Annotated in this window: 17 protein-coding genes and 1 tRNA gene; 12 read left to right on the forward strand and 6 right to left on the reverse strand. The window is 61.8% G+C overall.

The annotated features are described in order from the left end of the window. Nucleotides 1-31: 31 nt before the first annotated feature. Nucleotides 32-535 carry a DUF3145 domain-containing protein gene (locus QPC17_RS03570; protein ID WP_068538373.1) on the forward strand — a complete coding sequence of 168 codons (504 nt, stop codon included), beginning with the start codon at nt 32-34 and terminating at the stop codon, nt 533-535. Nucleotides 536-568: 33 nt separating this feature from the next. Here the strand turns inward: QPC17_RS03570 and QPC17_RS03575 are convergent, their stop codons facing one another. Beyond that, the gene (locus tag QPC17_RS03575; RefSeq protein WP_101923431.1) at nt 569-988 is read right to left on the reverse strand and encodes a phosphopantetheine-binding protein; all 420 of its coding nucleotides are present in this window, start codon (nt 986-988) and stop codon (nt 569-571) included. A 59-nt stretch (nt 989-1,047) separates the two neighbouring features. Between QPC17_RS03575 and QPC17_RS03580 the strand changes: the two genes are divergently transcribed. From QPC17_RS03580 to QPC17_RS03590, 3 genes are read left to right on the forward strand one after another with little or no spacing between them, the layout of a single operon-like run. Beyond that, nucleotides 1,048-1,680, forward strand: coding sequence for a hypothetical protein (locus tag QPC17_RS03580; protein WP_083200501.1), 633 nt, complete (start codon nt 1,048-1,050; stop codon nt 1,678-1,680). After that, nucleotides 1,664-2,287: an L-threonylcarbamoyladenylate synthase gene (locus QPC17_RS03585; RefSeq protein ID WP_062612243.1), complete on the forward strand. Its 624-nt coding sequence runs from the start codon at nt 1,664-1,666 to the stop codon at nt 2,285-2,287. The genes QPC17_RS03580 and QPC17_RS03585 overlap by 17 nt, the downstream gene beginning before the upstream one ends. Then, a complete protein-coding gene (locus QPC17_RS03590) occupies nt 2,284-3,012 on the forward strand; it encodes an HAD hydrolase-like protein (protein ID WP_062612245.1) in 729 nt (242 codons plus the stop codon). Before QPC17_RS03585 ends, QPC17_RS03590 begins: the two co-directional genes overlap by 4 nt. Before the next feature lie 6 nt (nt 3,013-3,018). Here QPC17_RS03590 and QPC17_RS03595 read toward each other — a convergent pair whose 3' ends face one another. The 3 genes from QPC17_RS03595 to aceE all read right to left on the reverse strand — a co-directional run bounded on the left by QPC17_RS03595 (nt 3,019) and on the right by aceE (nt 9,494). Next, nucleotides 3,019-4,830, reverse strand: a complete 1,812-nt coding sequence (locus tag QPC17_RS03595) for an ABC transporter ATP-binding protein (protein WP_285347473.1) — start codon at nt 4,828-4,830, stop codon at nt 3,019-3,021. Continuing rightward, nucleotides 4,827-6,599, reverse strand: coding sequence for an ABC transporter ATP-binding protein (locus QPC17_RS03600; RefSeq protein ID WP_082661057.1), 1,773 nt, complete (start codon nt 6,597-6,599; stop codon nt 4,827-4,829). The genes QPC17_RS03595 and QPC17_RS03600 overlap by 4 nt, the downstream gene beginning before the upstream one ends. 138 nt (nt 6,600-6,737) lie before the next feature. Continuing rightward, nucleotides 6,738-9,494, reverse strand: a complete 2,757-nt coding sequence (aceE, locus tag QPC17_RS03605; RefSeq protein WP_285347474.1) for a pyruvate dehydrogenase (acetyl-transferring), homodimeric type — start codon at nt 9,492-9,494, stop codon at nt 6,738-6,740. Nucleotides 9,495-9,696: 202 nt separating this feature from the next. Here aceE and QPC17_RS03610 point away from each other — a divergent pair, with 202 nt between their 5' ends. From QPC17_RS03610 to QPC17_RS03620, 3 genes are all read left to right on the forward strand, one after another. Continuing rightward, nucleotides 9,697-10,107: a DUF3052 family protein gene (locus tag QPC17_RS03610; RefSeq protein WP_070448304.1), complete on the forward strand. Its 411-nt coding sequence runs from the start codon at nt 9,697-9,699 to the stop codon at nt 10,105-10,107. A 42-nt stretch (nt 10,108-10,149) separates the two neighbouring features. Continuing rightward, nucleotides 10,150-10,222, forward strand: a tRNA-Val gene (locus tag QPC17_RS03615). Nucleotides 10,223-10,404: 182 nt separating this feature from the next. Further along, nucleotides 10,405-17,679, forward strand: a complete 7,275-nt coding sequence (locus tag QPC17_RS03620) for an alpha-1,6-glucosidase domain-containing protein (protein WP_285347475.1) — start codon at nt 10,405-10,407, stop codon at nt 17,677-17,679. Between the two features lie 134 nt (nt 17,680-17,813). Here the strand turns inward: QPC17_RS03620 and QPC17_RS03625 are convergent, their stop codons facing one another. Next, the gene (locus tag QPC17_RS03625) at nt 17,814-18,224 is read right to left on the reverse strand and encodes a hypothetical protein (protein WP_143601928.1); all 411 of its coding nucleotides are present in this window, start codon (nt 18,222-18,224) and stop codon (nt 17,814-17,816) included. Nucleotides 18,225-18,941: 717 nt separating this feature from the next. On the opposite strand from QPC17_RS03625, the gene QPC17_RS03630 reads away from it, so the two are divergent. From QPC17_RS03630 to QPC17_RS03645, 4 genes are all read left to right on the forward strand, one after another. Further along, nucleotides 18,942-20,176, forward strand: a protein-coding gene (locus QPC17_RS03630) for an IS3 family transposase (protein ID WP_210382983.1) whose coding sequence is annotated in 2 segments (ribosomal slippage) — nt 18,942-19,230 and nt 19,230-20,176 — 1,236 coding nt in all. Because the reading frame shifts where the segments join, the coding sequence is not laid out codon by codon here. A 32-nt stretch (nt 20,177-20,208) separates the two neighbouring features. Next, nucleotides 20,209-20,352, forward strand: coding sequence for a hypothetical protein (locus QPC17_RS03635; protein ID WP_285321587.1), 144 nt, complete (start codon nt 20,209-20,211; stop codon nt 20,350-20,352). 95 nt (nt 20,353-20,447) lie between these two features. Beyond that, the gene (locus QPC17_RS03640; protein ID WP_285347476.1) at nt 20,448-20,864 is read left to right on the forward strand and encodes a single-stranded DNA-binding protein; all 417 of its coding nucleotides are present in this window, start codon (nt 20,448-20,450) and stop codon (nt 20,862-20,864) included. 92 nt (nt 20,865-20,956) lie between these two features. Further along, the gene (locus tag QPC17_RS03645; RefSeq protein WP_285321591.1) at nt 20,957-21,289 is read left to right on the forward strand and encodes a helix-turn-helix domain-containing protein; all 333 of its coding nucleotides are present in this window, start codon (nt 20,957-20,959) and stop codon (nt 21,287-21,289) included. A 76-nt stretch (nt 21,290-21,365) separates the two neighbouring features. Here QPC17_RS03645 and QPC17_RS03650 read toward each other — a convergent pair whose 3' ends face one another. Further along, entirely contained in the window at nt 21,366-22,841 is a 1,476-nt protein-coding gene (locus tag QPC17_RS03650; protein ID WP_285347477.1) for a hypothetical protein, read from the reverse strand. On the opposite strand from QPC17_RS03650, the gene QPC17_RS03655 reads away from it, so the two are divergent. Further along, a complete protein-coding gene (locus tag QPC17_RS03655) occupies nt 22,832-23,110 on the forward strand; it encodes an IS3 family transposase (protein ID WP_285347530.1) in 279 nt (92 codons plus the stop codon). The two genes, QPC17_RS03650 and QPC17_RS03655, sit on opposite strands and share 10 nt — an antisense overlap. Nucleotides 23,111-23,204: the final 94 nt, after the last annotated feature.

Here is a 23,204-nt window from a genome sequence, read left to right on the forward strand (position 1 = left end):
AAGGGGAATTTCACCCAAGCAGGAGGTTACGGTGAACAACAAAGCCACACGTGGCGTCATATTTATTCATTCAGTGACACCGGCTGTTCAACCTCACGTTGAATGGGCGGTCACAAGCGTGCTTGGATACCCTGTGCATTTCGAGTGGACCAAGCAGCCGGCTCTGCCCAACATGAACCGCGGCGAGGTGTCGTGGGCGGGGGAGTCCGGCACGGGCGCGCAGCTCGCTTCGGCCCTTGGCGGCTGGGAGCACCTGCGCTTTGAGGTGACCGAGGAGCCGACGTCGGTCAGCGACGGCGGCCGATGGTCCTGCACGCCCGGACTCGGCATCTTCTACGCTCAGACCGACCTGCTCGGCAACGTCGTCGTCCCTGAGAACCGCATCCGCGCGGCGATCGAGGACTCGAACGGCGACGCCGACGAGCTGCGCCGCCTCCTCGACGTCGCCCTCGGTCAGGCCTGGGACGACGAGCTTGAAGTCTTCCGTTACGCCGGCGCGGGCGCTCCCGTGCGCTGGCTGCACCGGGTCGGTTAGGCCCGCCGCCCCTGCCGTGGGCCTGCTCCGGCTTTACTTGAAAAGGTTGGCCAGGTCCTCCATGGCGGCGGCGAGGTCCTCGGCGTCGTCGGCCGCGTCCTCCTGCGCGTTTTCGACGACGCCGTCCGCGCCCGCACCACCGCCGGCCTCGGTTTCGTCCGGCTCGGCTCCGCCCGCAAGCCCGACCTCCTCGGCGTAATCGGCCGGCAAGTCCGTCAGCACGTGAGCCAGCAGGTCGTCGAGCGTCGTGGCGGCGCAGATGTCGGCGTCGTTAATCTGGACCTTCGCCAGCTTCTCGAGCCCGGCGGCAAGCGCCCAAATGGAGACCTGGTCGAGTTCGAGGTCCTCGGAAAGGCGCGCGCCCGGGGCGATCTCAGATGTTGGGATTTCGGGGGCGACGTCGGCCAACACCACGCGGGCGCGTGCGAGCGCAAGGTCTTCGCGGGACACCATGTTCACTCCTTGGATGAAGCCGACAGCCGATCGGTAACAGAATCAGCTAGGCTAAGAGTATGGCATTTCTAGATCTCATGCGTAGGTTCGTCAACGCGTCCCACGAGGACGAGGAACCGGGCATCATTGCCGAAGCGCTCGAATTGCGCGACAAACTGGCGGAGGATCCCAACGATGTGGTTTCGTTCGACGAGCTCGCAGACCTCATCAAGGGCTTCGCGGTCTCCGAAGAACCCGCCGATCCGCTCACGGGCGACTCGAGCGAGGCGGACCCGGAGTTGGTGCTCTGGGCACTAAGCGAGGAGATCGGCTCGGATTCGCGGGCCTGGTACCCGCTCATTCAGCTCGCCCGGCTCTCCGGTCCCGAGGACCCGGAGGCGGCCCAGCGTTACCTTGAGACGGCGGCGGACCGGGAAGAAACCGGAATCGCGCTCGCTGAAGGCATCAAGCTCCTACGCGAAACCGGCCAGAACGAGGCGGCGATCCAGCTCGGACTCGGCCGTTGGAAGCCCGCCGAGCAGGTGCTGGGCGTGGCCGAGGAACTCGTGAGCGCGGCGCTCGCAGCCAACAAGATCGATGAGGCCCGCTCTTACGTCCGGATTCTCAAAGAATCGGGCCAGGTCGGCGAACTCGTGGACGATCTGGAAATCGCGATTGCAACGAGGAAGGCGAAAAATGGCGACGTACGTTGAACTTCACCCGCAAGACCCACAGCCCCGGCTCGTGGCGAAGGTGGTTGACCGGCTCCGGCGCGGCGAGGTGATCGCCCTGCCCACCGACTCGGGGTACGCGATCGCCTGCACCCTGGCCAACAAGGAGGGCCTCGACCGCATCCGTACAATCCGCCAGGTCGGCTCCAAGCACCACTTCACGCTGCTGTGCGCGAACTTCGCCCAGCTGGGGCACTTCGTCATCATTGACAACGTTTTCTTCCGGCTGGTCAAGTCGCTCACGCCCGGCCCGTATACCTTCATCCTCAAGGGCACGAAGGACGTGCCGCGCATGACGTTGAACCCGAAGAAGCACACGGTGGGCGTGCGCATCCCAGACCACCGGATCGTCCAGGCGATCCTGTCCGAACTCGGTGAACCGCTGCTGTCCTCCACCCTCATCGTGCCGGGCGAGGAGGAGCCCCTCGAGGAGGGCTGGGTGGTCGATGACCGCCTGGGCAACGCGGTCGACGTCGTGGTGGACGGCCCGGTCGGCCGCGGCCCCACTACAGTGGTGGACCTGTCCAGCGGTGAAGCCGTCATCGCGCGCGAAGGCGCCGGCGACCTGTCGATGTTTGACGTCTCATGATCAAAGCCGTTCTCTTCGACCTCGACGGAACGCTGACCGACTCCGCGCCCGTCGTCACCTCCACCCTCGCCGCCACAATGAAGGCGCTCGCTGGCGTCGACCTCCCGCTCGAGGCGTTCCGCAAGTACCTCGGCCCGCCGCTCAAGGCCAGCTTCGGCGACCTCGGCGTGCCCGCCGACCAGGTTCAGGACTACATCGACGAATACCGGCGCCGCTACTCGGCCGTAGGCAACGACGTCGACCTCTTCGCCGGCACGCGCGAACTACTCGAGCGCCTTCACGACGACGGCTTTGCGCTCGGCCTTGCCACCTCCAAGTTCCAGCGCAGCGCCCGTGGCGTGTGCGAGCACCTCGGCATCGCCCACCTCTTCACCGCGGTGTGCGGGGATACCACCGAAAAGAACCTCTTCGGCAAGGCCGAGGTGGTCCAATCCGCGCTCAACGAGCTACGCGCCAAGGGCGTCCTCGCCGCCGGTGCCGGGCAGCTCACGGGCTCGGCCGAAGTGCCAGCGAGCTCGCCCACGTCGGGCCCGTGGCGCGACGACGTCATCATGGTGGGCGACCGCATCTACGACATCGAGGGCGCGGGCGTCCACGGCGTGCGGACCATCCTGGTCGAATGGGCCGACTCGTGGCCCGAGGAGCGCGAGCTCGCCTGGGCCACGGTCTCCACCCCGCACGAGCTACGCGAACTACTCCTCGATACCCGGGCGAACGGCTTCTAGGCCGCCCTACTCCTCCGGCCCGCTGAACTGCGACTGGTACAGATCGTAGTAGGCGCCGTGGTGCGCGAGCAGTTCATCGTGTGTGCCCTGCTCCACCACGTCGCCGTCAACCATGACGATGATGAGGTCGGCGTCGCGAATTGTGGATAGACGGTGGGCGATGACGAACGACGTGCGCCCCTCGCGCAGCTCGCCCATGGCGCGCTGGACCAGCATCTCTGTGCGGGTGTCCACCGACGATGTGGCCTCGTCAAGGATGAGCACGGCCGGGTCGGAAAGATAGGCGCGGGCGATCGTGATGAGCTGCTTCTCGCCAGCGGAGATGTTGCCGCCCTCGTCGTCGATGATCGTGTCATAGCCCTCAGGTAGCTGGCGCACCAGGCGGTCCACGCCCGTGGCCTTCGCCGCCGCGACGACCTCGTCGTGGGTGGCGCCCTCCTTGCCAAACGCGATGTTTTCCTCAATCGTGCCCTCGAACAGCCACGTGTCCTGCAATACCATGCCGATTTGGGAGCGCAGCGAATCCTTGGAAAAGTCGCGGGTGGACACGCCGTCGAGCGCGATCCGGCCCCCGTTGATTTCATAGAAGCGCATGAGCAGGTTGACCAGCGTGGTCTTGCCCGCGCCCGTGGGACCCACGATCGCCACCTGATCCCCGCGATGCACGTCCAGCGACAGGCCGTTGATCACTGGGATGCCCTCCTCGTAGGAGAACTCCACGCTCTCGAACGTGATGTGGCCATGGAATTTGTCAGCAGGAATGAGGTCGTGGAAATCGACGGCGGCGTCATGGTCCATCTCCTCGCTGTCGAGGAAGTCGAAGATGCGCTCGCCCGAGGCGGCACCCGACTGCAGCATCGCCGTCATGGACGCGAGCGTAGAGACCGGCTGACTGAGCTGGCGGCTGTACTGGATGAACGCCTGCAGGCCGCCGATCGTTAGCTGGCCGTTGATCACCTGGAACCCGCCCCACACCGCGATGATGACAAAGCCGAGGTTGGACACGAAACCCATGATCGGCTGGGAGAGTTGGGAAAGAAACTGGCCCTTGTAGCCCGCCTCGTACAGGCCGTGGTTGGCCTTGTCGAAGATGCGCTCGAAGTCGTCCTGGAGGCCGTAGGCGCTCACCACGTCGAAGCCCGTGAAGGATTCCTCCACGATGGCCGATACCTCGCCCGTCTTCGCCCACTGGGCGCGGAACTCTGGCCGGGCCTTCTTGAGGATGACGAGCAGAGCGACGACGCCAAGCGGCATGACGAACAGGGCGGCCACGGTCAGCCGCGGCGAAACCCAAATCATCATCGCCACGATGCCGATCAGCAGGTAGACCGACTGGATCACCTGGTTGAGGGTCTGCATGAGGGTTTGGGTGATGTTGTCGATGTCGTTCGTGACGCGGGAGAGGAGGTCGCCGCGCTGCTGCTTATCCAGCCATGACAGGGATAGCGCGTCGATCTTGGCCTGTGCGTCGTGGCGGAGCTTGTAGCCCAGGTCCTGGACCGTGTAGCGGATAATGTAGCCCGCGGCGAAGTTCGTGATGCCTGAGACCGCGTACAGCCCGACGACGAAAAGCAACACCCGCGCAAGCTTGGAAAAGTCCACGCCGCTTCCGGAGATGCCATCGACGACCACGTTCGTGGCGTCGCCCAAGAACTTCGGCGCGAGCACGCTGCCGCCCGCCGCGAACAACATGAGGACGGCGATGCCGAACACGCGCAGCCGCTCGGTCCGCAGCATGCGGAGCAGGCGCTTCAGCGCTCCCTTCGTGTCGCGAGTCTCGGTCGAATACGGGTTCGCCCCGTGAGGTCCGCCCCTCATCGTGCCTCCTCCGCGGTCAGCTGCGACGCGACGATCTCTTGGTACGTTTCGCAGGAATCAAGTAGCTCATGGTGGGTGCCCACTCCGACGATGTGGCCGTGGTCGAGCACGTGGATGTGGGTGGCCTGGCGGATGGTCGACACGCGCTGGGCAATGATGAACACCGCAACGTCACCAATGAAGGCGCGCAAGCCGCGCCGCAGCCGCGCGTCGGTCTGGTAGTCGAGCGCTGAGAAGGAATCGTCGAAGATCAGCAGGTCAGCCTGCCGGCGGCCCTGTGCGTCCGGCAGGCACCGGTAGATCGCACGAGCGATCGTCAGGCGCTGGCGCTGGCCGCCGGAGAAGTTTTTACCGCCCGATTCGACACTGGACTCAATCCCGCCCTCCAGCTCGCTCACAAAGTCCCACGCCTGAGCCGCGCGCAGGGCAAGGACCACCCGGTCGGCGTCGTAGGGCGCGTGCTCGTCGGGCGAACCGGCCACATTCGTGGCGATTGTGCCGGAGAAAAGGAAGGCATGCTGGGGGACGAGCGCGATGCGGGCGCGCAACTCCTGCGGGTCGACGTCGGTAACAGACACGCCGCCGGCACGGACCTCGCCCGAAGTGGCGTCAATGAGCCGGGGGAGGAGCTTGATGATCGAGGACTTGCCCGAACCGGTGGAGCCGATCAGCGCCACCTGTGTGCCGGGGGCGAAGGTCATCGAGATGTCGGAGAGGACCGGCTCCTCGGCGCCGGGGTAGCGCAGACCGGCGTGGTCAAGTTCGAACGTGAGCGGGCCCTCGGGCAACGCCACGGGATCGGCCGGGGCCTGGATAGCGGGCACGACGTCGAAGATCTGCTGGAGACGCTTGGCCGAGACCTCGCCGCGCGGGAACAGCATGACCATCATGCCCGACAACATCACCGACATCATGATCATCATAAGGTAGGAGATATAGGCGGTCAGCGCGCCGACCTGCATGGCGCCCTGCGAAATGAGGTGGGCGGCGAACCAGACCACGGCCGCGGACGAGATGCCGATGATGATTGACGCCGCCGGCATGAGGAACGCCCACAGCACACCGATCTCCAGCCAGATCTTACGAAGCTTGTGGTTGGCGTCGTCGAACTTGGCACGGATCGTATCCTGACGGACGAAGGCGCGGATCACGCGCACGCCCGTCAACTGCTCACGCAACAAGGTGTTGATCCGGTCGATGCGTTCCTGCTGGACCGTGTAGCGCGGCGCGAGCGCCCGCATAACGAAGAAAATGAGCAGGCCAAGTAGCGGCACGATGACCACGAGCAGAAGGGAAAGCCGGGCATTTTGTTGGATCGCCATGAACACGCCGCCAAAGCCCATGAGCGGGGACATGATCATGACAGTGAAGGTGAGGAGCACGACGTTTTGCACCTGTGTCACGTCGTTCGACACGCGGGTGATGAGCGTGGGCGCGCCAAACTTGTGCTGGTCGGTGGCGGAATACGACTGCACGTGGCGGAACGCCCGCCCGCGCAGCTCCCGACCAAGCTCCATGGCGGTGCGCGCGCCTAGGTAGATCGCTCCGGCCATTGAGATGATCTGCACGATAGCGATCGCGAGCATCACCCCGCCCACGCGCCAAATGAGGGCCTGATCGTTGCCCAAAATGCCGTCGTCAATAATCTGCGCGTTCAAGGCGGGCAGGACGAGGCTGAGGAGGATCTGCACTACTTGCAGCAGAAAAATAAAGAAGAACGCCGCCTTCTTTCGCTTGAGAAACTCCCAGCTGATGTGGATTAGAGTCACAGCTCTCCTTAGCTCGTACCGTCCATGTCAGACTACAACCACGGTCCGACAACTTTGCTGGATTAATAAATCCAACTGTGCCACACAAAAAATGGTGCCCCGCGGCGATTAACCGCGAGGCACCGGGGAAATCAGGGCTTAGACAGCCGGCTCGTTCGCCACCGGCTGACCGTCGTCGCCGGCCTCCGGATCAAGGAGCTGGTACTTGTCGATCGCCGCCTGGACCGTGGAACGGTCGACCTCGCCACGGTCGGCCAACGCCTGGAGGGCGCGTACCACCATGGACGCGGAGTCGATGCGGAAGTGACGACGCGCGGCGGCGCGGGTATCGGCGATGCCGAAGCCGTTCGCGCCGAGTGTGTAGTAGGCCTCCGGGACCCACGGGCGGATCGAATCCTGGACTTGCTTCTCCCAATCCGAGGTGGCGATGATCGGACCGTACTCGCCCTCAAGCTTGCGGGTGACGTAGGCCTTCTTAGGTTCCTCGGTGGGGTGCAGGTAGTTGTACTCGTCGACCGCGAGGCCGTCGCGGCGAAGCTCGTACCACGACGTGATCGACCACACGGACGCGGCCACGCCCCAGTCGTCGCGCAGCATCTGGCGGGCCTCACGCGCCCACGGCACACCCACGCCGGAGGCGAAGAGCTGGACCTTCGGGCCCTCGCCTTCGGCCTCGTCAAGCTTGTACATGCCCTTGACGATGCCCTCAACGTCCACGTTCTCCGGCTCGGCCGGCTGGTGGATCGGCTCGTTGTAGATCGTGATGTAGTACATGACGTTCTGGTCGCGCCCATCCGAGCCGTCGCCATACATGCGCACTAGGCCATCACGGAAGATGTGGCTGACCTCGTAGGCGTAGGCCGGGTCGTACTGGATGACAGCCGGGTTCGTCGAAGCGATCACGTGGCTGTGGCCGTCCATGTGCTGCAGGCCCTCGCCCGTCAGCGTGGTGCGGCCGGCGGTGGCGCCCATGATGAAGCCGCGCGTGAGCTGATCGGCGGCGTGCCAGAACTGGTCGCCCGTGCGCTGGAAACCGAACATCGAGTAGAAGATGTAGATCGGAACCATCGGCAGACCGTGGGTGGCGTACGAGGTGCCCACCGCGGTGAACGCCGCGTTCGAGCCAGCCTCCGTGATGCCCGTGTGCATGATCTGGCCCTGCTGGGACTCCTTGTAGTTGAGCAGCAGGTCCGAATCGACCGCGGTGTAGTTCTGGCCGAGGACGTTGAAGATCTTCGCCGAGGGGAAGATAGCGTCCAGGCCGAAGGTGCGGGCTTCGTCGGGGATGATCGGCACGAAGCGGTAGCCGAAGTCCTTGTCTCGCAGCAGGTCCTTGAGCAGGCGGACGAAGGCCATCGTGGTGGCCACCTTCTGCTTGCCCGAACCACCCTTGAGGATGCCCCAATGCTTCTCAGCCGGCAGGGTCACGCCCTGCTCCACCACGCGGCGTTCGGGCAGGTAGCCGCCGAGCTTGCGGCGTTGTTCGTGCATGTACTCCAGAGCCGGGTTCTTCGGCGACGGCTTGAAGTACGGCGCCACGAACGGATCGTCAAGCTGGTCGTCGGCAATATCCAGCTCGAGCGTGTCGCGCAGGAGCTTGAGGTCATCAGAGTTGAGCTTCTTCATCTGATGCGTGGAGTTACGACCGGCGAAGTTCGAGCCGAGCGCGTAGCCCTTGATCGTGTGGGCGAGGATGACCGTGGGCTGGCCCTTGTGCTCGGCGGCAGCCTTGTAAGCCGCGTACACCTTGCGGTAGTCGTGGCCGCCGCGCTTGAGCGCCCAAATCTTCTCATCCGACCAGTCGGCCACCATCGCCTTGGTGCGCGGATCGCGGCCAAAGAAGTGCTCGCGCACGTAGGCGCCGTCGTTGGCCTTGAATGTCTGGTAGTCGCCGTCGAGCGTCTCGTTCATGATGTTGACGAGCGCGCGGTCCTTATCCGCGGTCAGCAGCTCGTCCCACTCGCGGCCCCAGATCACCTTGATGACGTTCCAGCCCGCGCCCTTGAACTGGGCCTCGAGCTCCTGGATGATCTTGCCATTGCCGCGCACCGGGCCGTCGAGGCGCTGAAGGTTGCAGTTGATGACGAACGTGAGGTTGTCAAGGTTCTGGCCGGCGGCCAGGTGGAGCACGCCGCGGGACTCGACCTCGTCCATCTCGCCGTCGCCCATGAACGCCCACACGTGCTGCTGGCTCGTGTCCTTCAGCCCACGCTCGTGCAGGTAGCGGTTGTACCAGGCCTGGTAGATCGCGGAGATCGGGCCAAGGCCGAGCGAGACGGTGGGGAACTCCCAAAAGTCCGGCATCTGGCGTGGGTGCGGGTAGGACGGCAGGCCGCGGCCGCCCGAACGTCGTGAAGCCTGCTGGCGGAACGAATCGAGGTCCTTCTCCGTGAGGCGGCCCTCGAGGAAGGCGCGCGCGTAGTTACCGGGGGAGGAGTGGCCCTGGAAGAGCACCTGGTCGCCACCGCCCGGGGCGTTCTTGCCGCGGAAGAAGTGGTTGAAGCCCACCTCGTACAGGGTGGCCTGAGCGGCGTAGGAGGAAATGTGGCCGCCGACAGCGATGTCCGGATCCTGCTGCCGGGTCACCATGACGGCCGCGTTCCAGCGGGTCCAGCGGCGGATCTCCTTTTCCAGCGACTCGTCACCGGGGTAGTACGGCTCGTCGTCGATACCGATCGTGTTGACGTACGGGGTCACAATGTTTGGCGGGAGGGAGATGCCCTTGCGGCGGGCGTGGTTCTCCATCGCGGTCAGCAGGTAACGGGTGCGCGGCCCACCCTGGGATTCGATCAGTCCATCGACCGAGTCGATCCATTCTTGGGTTTCTTCGGGGTTGATGTCCGGAACCTGGCTGAGCAAGCCGTTAATGAGAGGCCTCAGGGGCTGTTGACTCACGATTACTCCTCTGTACGATCGATTGCGTCATGCGATACCTCAAGGGTACCGGTTTAGGCCTTAAGACCCCACTAGTTAACGGAAGACAGAACTGGGTGACTGCTCACACGCGCCAGGTGGTAAGACGCGGCCACGGTTTAAAGCTGTACTTTCGCCGTCGGCACCTTAGAATGTGACTATTGTTTCAGGGAAGGCGGTAACAGTGTCCGGTCTATCCGGTAAGGAGTTGGGATTCCGGTTGGGGCAACTGATCCAGGAATTCGGCTACGACGACGACGTCGACATGGCTCTTCGCGCCAGCATCGTCCAGGTTACGGGCGAACAGCTTGAGGATGAGGACTACCGCGGGAGCGTGGATGGCGTGATCCTGTGGTGGCGTGCGGACGACGGTGATGTTGACGACCTGACTGACCTTTTCGTTGACTGCACGGGCGGGATTGTCGACGACGACGCGCCCATCTGGCTCCTCGTGCCCGATCAGCGGGCCGATCTGAGCGTGCCGATGGAGGATGTGAATGACGCCGCGGGCACGGCCGGACTTTCGGTGACGACCACGCGCCACCTCGATTCTGGGTGGAACGCGTTCCAGGTGGCGCACGGCCGTACCTTCTAGGGGGATTTCCCAACTGGGTGCTTGCCGGTTACACTAACCTGCGGACCCTTAGCTCAGTTGGTAGAGCAACGCGTTTACACCGCGTGTGTCATCGGTTCGAGCCCGGTAGGGTCCACGCTTACAAAAAACGCCCTTCTTGCACGTGCATGGAGGGCGTTTTTGCTGGTCACAGCGTTGCGGTGTATATCCTTGCAGTTTCTTGTTTGCAATTTGCAGGCGGCGGGTAGTTTTGTCGGAGCCACCCTCTACAGTTGTCTTCCAACACGCACACTGTTGAAGAGACAAGGAAGTCTGCCCGTGAAACGCACACAGGATTCGCGGCTGATCCGCGCCCTCGGCCTACTCTTGGCCATGGCGGTGGGACTGCCGGTATTTGTTGGCTTTGCCACGCCCGCTGTTGCAGCGACGTCGAACGTGACCGTTGCCGGCACGTTCCAAGATGCCCTCGGCTGCCCAAAGAACTGGGATGAGGCCTGTGGCGCCACCTCACTGAAGGATCCGGATGGGGATCGGATCTGGACAGCCGATCTGACGATCCCGGCGGGGGAGCACGCCTTCAAGGTGACCATCAACAACTCGTGGGACGGCGTCTACGGGATGGATGGCCATAAGGACGGCAACTATCCATTGGTCCTGGACGATGCGCGGACGCTGCGCTTCTCGTTCGACGACGTCAATAAGAAGGTCTTCGTCTCCGACCCGGGCCTGCCGGGGGAGTACGCCGATTCTGACGCGTCGCTGATTGCCGCGCCCTACAGGGACCCGGCGGCCGACCGCAACATGTACTTCCTGCTGACCGACCGCTTCAACAACGGCAATCCGGATAATGATCGGTGTATCGCCACGGGTCACGCCGGTGCCGACGGCGCTTTACCGGTCGACTGCACGAAGACAGACCGGATGGAGACCGGTTTCGACCCGGCCGACCGTGCCTTCTTCCACGGCGGCGACATCAAGGGCATCCACGACAAGCTCGACTACATCAAGGGTCTGGGCCAGAACGCGATTTGGCTAACCCCGTCATTCGTCAACCGCCCCGTGCAGGGCACGGGCGCGGATGCGTCGGCGGGCTACCACGGCTACTGGGTTACGGACTTCACGCAGATCGACCCCCACTTCGGCACGAATCAGGAGCTGAAGGACCTCATCGCGGCGGCTCATGAGAAGGGGATGAAGGTCTACTTCGACATCATCGCCAACCACACGGCGGACGTCATCTATTACGAAGGCCATGAGGGGCAGAACCCTCCTTATATCTATAAGAAGGACACCCCGTACAAGGACGCGAGCGGCGCGGCGTTCGACCCGGCCGACTACGCGACGTCGGACACGTTCCCGGTGATGGACGCCGCCACGTCGTTCCCGTACAAGCCCCTCATCCCGGATGGCATGGAGAGCGCGAAGTACCCACAGTGGCTCAACGATCCGACGCTCTACCATAACCGCGGGCATGATTCGTCGTGGCCGGCGGGTGAACCGGCCACCTACATGGACTTCGGCGATCTTGACGACCTCATGACCGAGCACAAGACCGTGCGTGACGGCATGATCGACATCTACAAGGCATGGGTGGACTTCGGTGTGGACGGTTTCCGCATCGACACGGTCAAGCACGTCAACTTCGAGTTTTGGCAGGAGTTCACCGACGTCATCCGCGACTACGCGGCCAAGCAAGGGAACGACGACTTCTTCATGTTCGGCGAGGTCTACGACGCCCAGACCCACCTGCTCGCCCCCTACCTGCGTGACACCCGCATGAATGCGGTGCTCGACTTCGCCTTCCAGTCCTGGGCGGAGGGCTACGCGGGTGGCGGCTCGGCCAAGGCGCTCGCCTCGGCTTTCGCGGCTGATTCCTACTACACCACCCCACACTCGTCGGCGGCCGCGATGCCCACCTTCCTGGGCAACCACGACAAGGGTCGCATCGGCTGGCTCCTACGTGGTAGCTCCGACCCGATGGGCCGCACCAAGCTCGCCCACACGCTGATGTACCTCACGCGCGGCCAGCCCGTGCTCTACTACGGCGACGAGCAGGGCCTGGTGGGCGACGGCGCGGACAAGGGCGCTCGCGAATCCCTGTTCGCCACGCAGACCGCCGAATACCAGAACTACAAGCTGCTCGACGGCACGCCCGCGGGTTCGCAGGACCGCTTCGGCGAGACGGAGATGAGCACGCACATCGCCGCGCTCGCTAACCTGCGTAGCGAGCACAAGGCGCTGGGCACCGGCTCGCAGACCACTCTCCACTACGACGACGGCCAGGGCGTCTTCGCCTTCGCCCGCGTGGATCGCCAGGAGAAAGTCGAATACCTCGTGGCCATCAACAACTCCGACTCTGCGAAGGAGGCCACGTTTGCCACCCTCACCCCGGGTGCAACCTACTCGCCGCTGTACGGGACGCAGGATTCGGTCACTGCCACGGATACCGTGAGCCTCACGGTGCCGGCGCTGTCGGCGGTCGTGTTCAAGGCGAACACGCAGGTGGCTGACGCAGGACAGAGCCAGACGATCGCGGTGTCGACCGGGGCTCCCGAAAACGGGCTTACCTCGGTGACCGCGGATATCGCCGACCACCGCTGGGCGGAGACCTCCTTCTCCTACCGGCCGGTGGGGACCGAAGAATACGCGCCGCTCGGTGTGGCCGAGGGTGACCAGCCGCGTGTCTTTGCCGATCTCGGACTTCCGGCGGGCACGCTCGTCGAGGTGCGCGCGGTCTCGGTTGACGCGGACGGCAGCAAGGTGGCCGGCTCCGGCCTTCTGGTCGTCGGTACCGACCTGGGTTCTGCCGCGCCCGCACCGGCGGGAATCGGCGCGAACGACGTCGTCCTCCCTGGCACGCACCAGCAGGCCATGGGGTGCGGCGGAAACTGGGACCCTGCGTGCGTGGACGCGCGCCTCACCCTCGACGAGGCCTCGGGGCTCTACATGGGCACGTGGAAGCTGCCCAAGGGCTCATACCAGTACAAGGTGGCGATCGGCGGATCGTGGGACGTGGACTACGGAGCAGGAGGCGTGCCTAAGGGGCAGAACGTCGCCTACACCCTTGATGAGGAGACGGACGTCACCTTCTTCTACAACCCCGTCAGCCACAAGTTCTTCAACACCGCCACGGATCCGATCGTGACGCTCCCGGGCAACTTCAATGCCACGCTCGGCTGTCAGCCGTCTGGCGATTTCGGCGCGGATTGGAACCCGGCGTGCTTGGCCACGCTCATGTTCCCGAACGGGGATGGCACCTATACCTTCTCCACGTCTAAGATCGCGCAGGGGGACTACCAGGTGAAGGTCGCTCATGGGCGAGGATGGGCAGAGAACTACGGTCCTGGCGGCACCCCCAATAGCGCTGATAATTATCACTTCACCGTCGGCGCGAACAAGCTCATCACCTTTACTTACCGCATCTCGGACCACGTCTTGGAGATTTCGGAAGGTGACGTCCCGGTCGCGGGCCAGGGCGAGCGCACGGCTTACTGGGTGGATGAGTCCACTTTCGCCTGGCCGGGCGCGCTCACCGGCGGGCGCACCGACCTCACGTTCGAACTGTGGGGCGGCACAGGTGCGCTGTCCGTGGCGAATGGGGCGGTGGCCGGAGATGGCGCGACCAAGCTGGCGAAGATGACACACTCGAGCTCGGGACTGTCCTCGGAGCAGCTGAAGAATCGCGGGCATCTGCGCGGGTATGAGACGCTGACGGTCGCCATGGAGCGCTCCGCGGTTGAGGAGGCCCTGCGAGGCAACCTTGCGATCCTCGCCAAGGACGCCAGTGGGACGCCGGTCGCCTTCACAGGGTTGCAGATTCCGGGCGTACTCGACGCTCTCTACGCCTCCGCGGCGCGTGAGGCTGGCGGGCTCGGTGTGCACTTCAACGACGGCGTTCCTACCCTCAAACTGTGGGCTCCCACGGCAAAGTCGGTCGCGCTGCAGCTCTTCGACTCTGAGGACGCGACGGGCGATCCGGCGTCGTTGCCGATGGAGCATCAGGCGGATGGCACGTGGACGATCACGGGCGAAAGTGCCTGGAAGAACCGCGCCTACCGCTACGACGTGGAGGTCTTTGTGCCCTCGACCAACCAGGTTGAGCACAACGTGGTGACCGACCCGTATTCGGTGGGCCTGACGGTGGACTCGACACACTCGGTGCTCGTTGACCTGTCGGATCCGGACTATATGCCAACGCTTTGGCAAACCAGCGAAGCGCCCGTCATCACGAATGACTCGGCGCGAAGCATCTACGAGTTGCACGTGCGCGACTTCTCGATCGGGGACACGACCGTCCCAGAGAAGCTCCGGGGAACCTACGAGGCGTTCGCCCTCGAGGACTCCGCCGGTGTCAAGCAGCTGCGCGAGCTGGCGGCGGCGGGCATGAACATGGTTCACATCCTGCCCACTTTCGACATCGCCACGATTCCCGAAAAGCGCGCCGAACAGAAGGTGGCGTCAGTGCCGGATGCCGGGGCGGCGTCGTCGGAACAGCAGGCGGCGGTCATGGCTGTGGCCGATGAGGACGGGTTCAACTGGGGTTACGACCCCTACCACTACATGACCCCGGAGGGCTCGTACGCGGCGGAGGAGAACCAGTCGGGTGCGAACCGCACGATGGCCTACCGTGAGATGGTCGGCGCCCTTCACTCGATGGGCTACCAGGTGATCCTCGATCAGGTGTTCAACCACACGGCCCAGTCTGGCCAGGGCGAGAAGTCGGTGCTCGACAAGGTGGTGCCGGGTTACTACCACCGCCTGAACGCGGACGGCACGGTGGCAAATTCCACCTGCTGTGAGAACCTCGCCACCGAGAACGCGATGGCAGAACAGCTCATGGTTGACTCGGTGGTCACGCTCGCGCGCGACTACAAGATTGACGCGTTCCGCTTCGACCTCATGGGACATCACTCGCGGGCGAACATGGAGGCCATCCAGGCCGGGCTTGCGCAGCTGACGCCGGAGAAGGACGGGGTTGACGGCAAGAACATCTACATGTACGGCGAGGGCTGGAACTTCGGCGACGACGTTCAGAACAACAAGCGCTTCGAGCAGGCCACGCAGGGGCAGCTGGACGGGACCGGGATCGGCTCGTTCAACGACCGGCTGCGCGACGCCGTGCATGGTGGAAGCGGGTTCGATTCGAACAAGTCGCAAGGCCAGGGCTTTGGCAACGGCCAATACACGGACCCGAACGCGCTCAATTCGGCGAGCGACGATCAGCTGGCAAGCCTGAGGCATAACCAGGACCTCATCCGTCTTGGCATGGCGGGCAACCTCAAGGACTTCACGTTCGTCACCAGCTCGGGCGAGGAGAAGCGCGGCGATCAGTTGGACTACAACGGGCAGAAGGCAGGTTACGCCATCTCGCCGGAGGAGAACGTCAACTACGTCGACGCGCATGACAACGAGACGCTCTTTGACACGAACATGTGGAAGCTACCGGCCGATTCGACCATGGATACGCGCGTGCGGATGAATACCGTCTCGCTCGCGACGGTCACATTCGGCCAGTCCCCGTCCTTCTGGCACGCGGGCACTGACCTGCTGCGCTCAAAGTCGATGGATCGCAACTCCTACAACTCGGGAGACTACTTCAACGCAATCGACTGGACCGGCCAGAAGCACAACTTCGGTGTGGGTCTTCCTCCGGCTCGGGACAACGACGTGCAGTGGAATGCCATGAAGCCGTTCCTGGAGAATACTGCGAACGTGGCCTCCCCGCAGGAGCTCGCCAAGGCGCATGCCCAGGCGCTCGAGCTGCTTCGCCTGCGGCACGCTCACCCGCTCTTGACGCTCGGCTCTGCTGAACTCGTCAAGGAGAAGGTGACCTTCCCGGGTGCGGGCAAGGATCAGCAGGCGGGCCTCATCCTCATGCGCGTGGACGACACGGTCGGCGCCGACGTCGATCCGGACTCGGACGGCCTGCTCGTGGCGATCAACGCTTCTCCGGTGGAGTTGAGCCAGGGCATCGACGAGATGAAGGGCCTGACGCTCTCGCTCTCGCCCGTTCTCACCGACGGCCAGGATGATGATCCGGTCCTTCAGGGTACGACGTGGGATTCCGAGACAGGTACGGTGACGATTCCCGCCCGCTCGGCAGTGGTGCTCGTCCAGGAGAAGGCCGCACCTGAGCCGAAGGAAGTGACTCCGGAGGTGCCAGTTCTCGATATGGCGACCGGTGTTGTGACGATCCCGTCCGTTACGGGCGTGGATTACAAGGTTGGTGAGGACGTTGTCCAGGATTCGGTGAACGTGGAGCCGGGTCAGACGATCACGGTGACTGCTGTGGCCAAGGAGGGTTATGTCCTGGCCGAGGGCGCTCCGGCTTCGTGGGAGTTCTCGATGCCGGCGTTGCCGACGCAGGTCACTCCGGAGGATCCGGCTTTTGATCAGGACTCTGGTGTCATCACGATCCCGACCGTTGAGGGTGTGGTTTACAAGGTCGGTGATCGGGAGGTCACCGGAACTGTTGAGGTGAAGCCTGGTCAGACCGTGACGGTAACTGCCGTAGCTGCGGATGGCTATGTCCTCGCAGCGGACGCTGAGACCTCGTGGGAGTTTGAGTTGGAGCGCCCGGCCCAGCCTGAGGTGAAGGTCGAGTATTCCGAGTGGAAGGACACGACTCCTAACATCGAGGATCGCACCTTCAATCAGGAGCGGACGGTGACCACCACGGAGTTCGTGTGGGATGCTGACAAGCTCGAGTGGGTCGTCGGTGACCGGGTTGTGACCACTGAGTCTCGTACGCGCCCGATGACGCAGGAGGAGATTGCTGAGCTGGTGCCTTCTCAGTGTCAGGTGATGGATCGTCCGGTTACGCCGTCGCGTGCGACGGGCGTGTTGGGTGATGCGACTGGCGATAAGCTGGCTGATCTGTGGTCGGTGGATGAGGCCGGCGCGGTGCATTTCTACGCTAATGATGGCAAGGGCGGCTTCTACCACAAGGGCATTGTGATGTGCGGCCAGAACCAGATCGTTGATATTGCCGCGATGGGTGATGTCAACGGTGATCGTCGGGCGGATGTGCTGGTCAAGTACGCTGACGGTTCCCTGTTCTACTACTACTCGCAGGGCGACGGCTTCCTGGTGGAGGGTATGCAGGCTGGCCATGGCTGGGATGGCATGGATAATGTCGTCTTCGCAGGCAAGCTGGGCTCCTCGAGTGCGGATTATGTGGTGGCGCGTCATGTGGCAACCGGTGATCTGTACCGGTACCAGGTGGGAGTGAACGGCCTGTTTGGTGGGACCAAGATTGGTCACGGCTGGTCGAATATGACCACGATCTTGGCTCCGGGCCAGTTCGTGGGTAGCTCCTACAGCGATTTGGTGGCGATTGCGGCTGATGGTTCGATGTATGCCTACGCTGGGGCTGCCGATGGTGGTGTGTATGGCGCGGGCAAGATCGGTCACGGCTGGGATTCCTTCGTCCAGGCCACGGTTCCTGGTGATGTGGATGGGGACGGCAGGCTTGACCTGGTCGGTATTCGCGAGGATGGGAAGATGTTTGCCTACAAGAACCAGGCCAACGGCTGGTGGGGCGCTGCCCGCCAGGTCGGTCATGGCTGGCAGGCGATGGTCGCCATCAGCTAGGCATGAGCACTCCTGGCTAGTTAGCTGGCTGACAAGCTGACACCAGTCAGCGGTGGGCCCCGGAAGAACTGCTCTTCCGGGGCCCACCCCATGCCCGTCGACTATGGCTGGTGGGACTCCAGGTCGAGGTAATGCTATGCGCTAAGCTTTCCAGACTTAACGGATAGAGTAAGCATCTCATTGTGAGGGGTTAGGGTAACGCTGAGCGTGTCCGCCAACTCTCCGACTGCACGCCAAGTCTCCTCCTCATTGCACATCAGAAGGCTTCCTTGCGAAAAAGTAATCGTCCAGATCATCCATTCGTCCTCACAATGGCGATCAATGCTGCACTGGATATCAGTCTCAAGTCTCCCATTCGTTGCATCAAGCGCAAAGCCAACATCAATGATCTTGCCTTCGATATCAACATCTACCGTGAGGAGAGGGGACTCATCGAAATAGCCAGTCTGTGGAAATAGAGCTTCTCCTGGGGCCTTCCACCCAAACCCACTACCATCTGCCCAGCAGTACGCTGTAAGCGTTCTAGTATCCAGCCGATTCATCACCAAATCACCACAGTCATAATAGTGCTATTGTGAAGACTCAATCGAGCTTCCCAGACCCCATAACGCACATATGCAGTACCATTGTTGGTTTTCTTCAGTGTTCCGTGCCTTGCTATCGTTTCGACGTTAATCTTCCGTTCGGCCGCTCTTCGTGTTGCCTCTCGAGTGACTGAGAAGCCTCGATTACCAGGCACAGCGAAGGCTAATCGCTGCCCTGCGCTCACACCACCGTCACCAAAGCACACTCTGCTTATACAGTTTTGCGGTAGGATCGGACGACCTTCACCGATGAACCTAGGAAAGCCATCAGGATCGGCATCCTGAGGTGTCGACGTCAGTGAGCTAACGGGTGTCACACCTTCAGCAGGTCGTCTCGGATGCCCAAGGTTACCAGCGAGGGGAGCGTAAAATGATACTGTCAATCCTGTTGTAGCCAATGTGGTCATTATAGCTTTCAAAGTCAACACCTTCTCTCGGATAATTCCGGCGATGTGTCGCACATTGTTCGAGAAACCTTAAGACAACCCCAAGGGTGTGTCAAGCCTCACACTAGAAATGAGCGTAGGTGATGTCAGCGCTTTACAACAGGTTCCGAACCCGAGCCCGGAGGACAACATGGTTGACGAGATACGGACACAATTCGACGTGGAGTGTCCTTGGTTTTTAGTGAAGTGTCCCAGGTTTTGTTCCGTTTGAGTAGATGGGAAAATCTGGAATATGCCAAGAAAATTTGACCAGGATGCCAAGGACCGCGTGGTCCGTCTCGTGGAAGATCGCATCTTGGCGGAAAATATGTCGATGCAAGCCGCATGCCAGGCAGTAGCCCCAAAGCTGGGGGTTTCATGGCACACGGCTCGCCAATGGACCCAGCAGGCCCGCCGTGCGGGAAACATCCCAGAACCTGTGCCTGAAGACTTGGCCGCCGAAAACGCGAGGCTACGCCGTGAAAATCAAGAGCTACGCGACACTAATGAGCTGTTGAAGGCTGCCTCGGCTTTTTTCGCGTCGGAACTCGACCCGAAACGTCGGAAATGATCCGGTTCATCGATAAATACCGGAATCGTTTCTCTGTCGAGTTCATTTGTAAGACGTTGAAGAATAACCGGGCTGGTGGGTTTATCACCTCGCGTGGTTATCGCCAGTCCAAGGCCCGTGGATTAAGTGCTCGTCGCCTTCGCGATGCTGTGCTGATCGACCGAATTAGAACTGTTCATCGGGATAATTACGGCGTCTACGGCGTGCGGAAAATGTGGCATGCTCTCCGCCGCGACGGAATTGATATCGGGCGTGAACAAACCGCCCGGCTGATGCGCTTGGCCGGTGTTTCTGGCAAAGGCAAAGGCGGATCACCTATCACAACCCGAAAAGCTAACGTGCCTGATCTGCGCCCGGACTTAGTCGAGCGTGAATTCAAAGCTCAGGGCCCGAATAAACTGTGGGTGGCCGACATTACGTATGTGCGCACGAAGAAAGGCTTTGTGTACGCCGCGTTTGTCACCGACGTTTACTCTCGACGGATCGTTGGGTGGGCGTTATCAGATTCCATGCGCACCGAAGCACTGCCGTTGCAAGCTCTTAACCAGGCGATCGTGTGTGCTGAGGAAACAACAGGTCTCATTCACCATTCGGATCACGGATCGCAGTACGTCAGCGTGGTCTACAACGAGCGACTTACCCAACACGGCATTACAGCTTCCACCGGAACTGTCGGTGACTCCTACGACAATGCTCTTGCTGAAAACGTCAACGGATCCTACAAGAACGAGCTGATCCATACCCGCAGGTGGAATGACGTTGTCGAGGTAGAAATCGCGACGTTCGAGTGGGTGTCATGGTGGAACGAGACAAGGCTTCACCAAAGCTTGGGATACCGAACCCCGGTCGAGGTGGAAACCGAATTTTGGAAGCAGAACCCGCCCCAAGCAAAAATAGAAATCAAGGCAAATGCCTAGGAACAAAACCCAGGGCACTTCAGAGACACGCCATGCTGAACTACACGAATACAGACCTCGAACTGCTCTACATGCTCGCTGATGGTTGCGACGGCGAGGACGCCGATCCCGGCGCTGCGCAGGAACTGCGCGACCTGGAAGCCGAGGGCCACAGCCTTCCCTGGGCCGTGCTGTAGCACTAGCGCTGTAACAGCACTTCTACAGCAGCAAAGCCGCTGTTCAAACACACAACTGCAAGACAATTCACGCTCACACATAAGGAGAAACGCATATGTCCAACCCATTCAACTCTGGCACCATCGTCGGCAACGCAGCCCGCGCACCGAAGCTGTTTGAGCACGCAAATGGCGGTGCGACCGTCAAACTCAGCGTGTACGCACGCAATACGTTCAAGAACAAGGACACTGGCAAGGTCGAGAGTGAGATCGCGGAACTCACCGGTTACGTCGCTGACGCTAACAACCTTGGTGTGTTCGGCTGCATCAATGCTGGCGATCGCGTTGCGGTGTCGTACTCGCTCAAGACGGATGTCTACACCGATAAGGATGGTGTGAAGCACTACCCCCTGGTCGCGCGCATCGACACCGTGCAGTTGATCGACAGCAAGGCTGAATCCGAGGCCCGTGCTGCACGCCGTGAAAACGATGCTGACACTGCAGCCAACAGCACTGAAGAAGTACCGTTCTAGCAAACACAGCCACCCCGCAGGGAAACCTGCGGGGTTATTTTTCGCCTCTACTAGACTGACAACGCAGTACCTACACATAAAGGAAATGAATTATGGCACGTCCAGTGACCGTGTCGCCGCTGGAATATTTCCCACACTGGCCCGATCGAAAAGGCGCGCATGTTGCGCGTGTACTCGAAGACCCACACGTCGAAGCGGTGCGTTTGGCTATTGTGCGACTCTACGCCGAGCGCGAAGCACATGGTCTGTCGTGGCGCCAGCTCGACGAACTCACCAGTGTCAATTACGCGACGCTGCGCAAGATGGTGACAGGGGAGCAGTGGCCGCGCGCCGAGCACATCGCTGCTTGTGAACTCAGCCTTGGTATTCAACTGTGGCCGACGCTTGAGGTCGTGCGCCAGAGCCTTGCGAAGTACCGGCGCTAAGACCCATACCCATATAGCGCCAAAACACCCTGTAGCAGGACGCTACAGGGTGTTTTTTCTCTTGCGAGACATAGTACTACTGAGCAGCCACGAGCTCCCCAGACGGCGCTGTGGCTGGGTCTGCAGCCTCTACAGCACCCTCTACATCACCCTCAGCCGGAGCTTCAGCATCAGCGTCTGCGGGAGCATCCGCAGCAGGTGCGTTCTGCTCACCGGGCTGGGTTGCACCGGTGTCCTTCTGAGAAGAACCCTTCTCCAGCTCGGAGCTGAGCTTGCCGAGGTCAGTGTTCTGCGCAGCCTCGGTCTTGGTCAGCGGCGCGCACTCGTTGGTGAGGTACGCGATACCTCCAATGATGCCGGCTAGACCTGCCAAGGCAGCGCCAGCCTGCAGTACACCGCCGTACTGACCCCACGCACGAGCCAGCTCGGGGTTGTAGATACCCAACTGCTGCTGGATCTGTGTGTTGAGCTGCTCGACACCTGGGATCTTCACCTGCGTCAACAGCATCAGAGGCACGCTCAGTGCTGCCGGGATCGCTGCCATGCCGGAGCCGTACAGGCACTTGGTCAGTGCATCAGCGTGGCCCTCGACCTTGGTCAGACGCGCCTTGATGTCGTCGAGATCTGCCTGCATGTCGGCCAGCTGCTTCTCGATCTGAGTGATCTTCTCCAGGATGGAGGTGATCTTCTCCTGGTCAGCAGCGTTCTGTTCCTTGATCTGCTCCTTGAGCTTTACGATCAGTTCACGGTTCTCGCGAACTTCCTTGACGAGCGTGTTGTACTCATCCCGGCACGGAGAATCCTTCTTTTCGAGCGCGTCGATGCGGTTACGCAGGTCAGACAGGTCAATCGTCTTCCAAACAGTCTTGCCACCATCCACGTCCGAGCGGTAGATCTCGTAGAGACCCTTCTCTTCGTTCCACTTGATATCGGTGACATAAGTGTCGAAGACGTTGAAGGTCACAGACTTACCGTCAGGGGTGGTGATCGTCACCGTGTGTTTCGGCGTGCCCGCGTCCTTCTCAGTGACCTTAACCTGCTCCAACGGTACAGTCTTGTCCTTGCCGTCGATGGTAATGACGAGGTTGCCCTTACCGTCAGTCTTGACGTTGGTAACGGAGCCGCTGCGCGGGTCAATGTTGCCCGGTACCTTGTCACCGTTCTCACGGATGAGCGTGTAAGTGCCGTCGCCGTTCTTGACGACCTCCTTGATGGTGGAGTTCTCCAGCTTGGTCACGCGCTCTTCGAGCTTGGTGACACGCTCGTCGAGACCCTTGACGTCATTTTTGAGCTGGTCGATCTCGTTCTGAAGCGCTTCGTCCTTGACCTTGAGATCATCGATGCCGTCCTGGGCCTTCTTGAGATCGTCCTTGACCTTCTTCAGCTCGTCTGGAGAGACGGTCTCCTTCTTATCCAGCTCAGCGAGCTTGTCCCGGATGTCCTTCAGCTCAATAGGCCACTTCGTGCCGTCCGAGCGCGTGACTACGTAGTTGCCGTCCTTGTCCTTCTCGACATTGGTGACGTGGAGATCAGGTTTTGGCTGTGGTTCCACGTAGAAACGGTAAGAACGAGCTAATCCATACCCGCAAGTGCGAAGACGTTATCGAGGTAGAAATCGCCACGTTCGAGTGGGTGTCATGGTGGAACCAGACCCGGATCCACCAAGCCCTTGACTACCGCACCCCGGTCGAGGATGAGAACGACTACTGGCACAGCGCCAGCACATCAGAGGAAATGAAAACCAGGGCAAATGCTAGGAACAAAACTCGGGACACTTCAGTGGGCAGAACTTGTGAATATACCGGCTACCGATTGCTATAGGGACCTGGTCGGGCTCTGGTTCACGAGCTGTGTCGGGGGTAGCTGGTGCCGGGTGGGCCTTGGGCCGGCGGGCCGGGTTATAGGCGCATGGGAG

The sequence above is a fragment of the Trueperella bernardiae genome (genome assembly GCF_030246965.1).
Lineage (GTDB): Bacteria > Actinomycetota > Actinomycetes > Actinomycetales > Actinomycetaceae > Trueperella > Trueperella bernardiae.

What these genes read in the sequence shown, in the direction of transcription:
- QPC17_RS03640 (WP_285347476.1), top strand. Translation starts at nt 20,448, where the DNA reads ATGTCCAACCCATTCAACTCTGGCACCATCGTCGGCAACGCAGCCCGC.
- QPC17_RS03580 (WP_083200501.1), top strand. Translation starts at nt 1,048, where the DNA reads ATGGCATTTCTAGATCTCATGCGTAGGTTCGTCAACGCGTCCCACGAG.
- QPC17_RS03635 (WP_285321587.1), top strand. Translation starts at nt 20,209, where the DNA reads ATGCTGAACTACACGAATACAGACCTCGAACTGCTCTACATGCTCGCT.
- QPC17_RS03590 (WP_062612245.1), top strand. Translation starts at nt 2,284, where the DNA reads ATGATCAAAGCCGTTCTCTTCGACCTCGACGGAACGCTGACCGACTCC.
- QPC17_RS03645 (WP_285321591.1), top strand. Translation starts at nt 20,957, where the DNA reads ATGGCACGTCCAGTGACCGTGTCGCCGCTGGAATATTTCCCACACTGG.
- QPC17_RS03585 (WP_062612243.1), top strand. Translation starts at nt 1,664, where the DNA reads ATGGCGACGTACGTTGAACTTCACCCGCAAGACCCACAGCCCCGGCTC.
- QPC17_RS03575 (WP_101923431.1), bottom strand. Translation starts at nt 988, where the DNA reads ATGGTGTCCCGCGAAGACCTTGCGCTCGCACGCGCCCGCGTGGTGTTG.
- QPC17_RS03595 (WP_285347473.1), bottom strand. Translation starts at nt 4,830, where the DNA reads ATGAGGGGCGGACCTCACGGGGCGAACCCGTATTCGACCGAGACTCGC.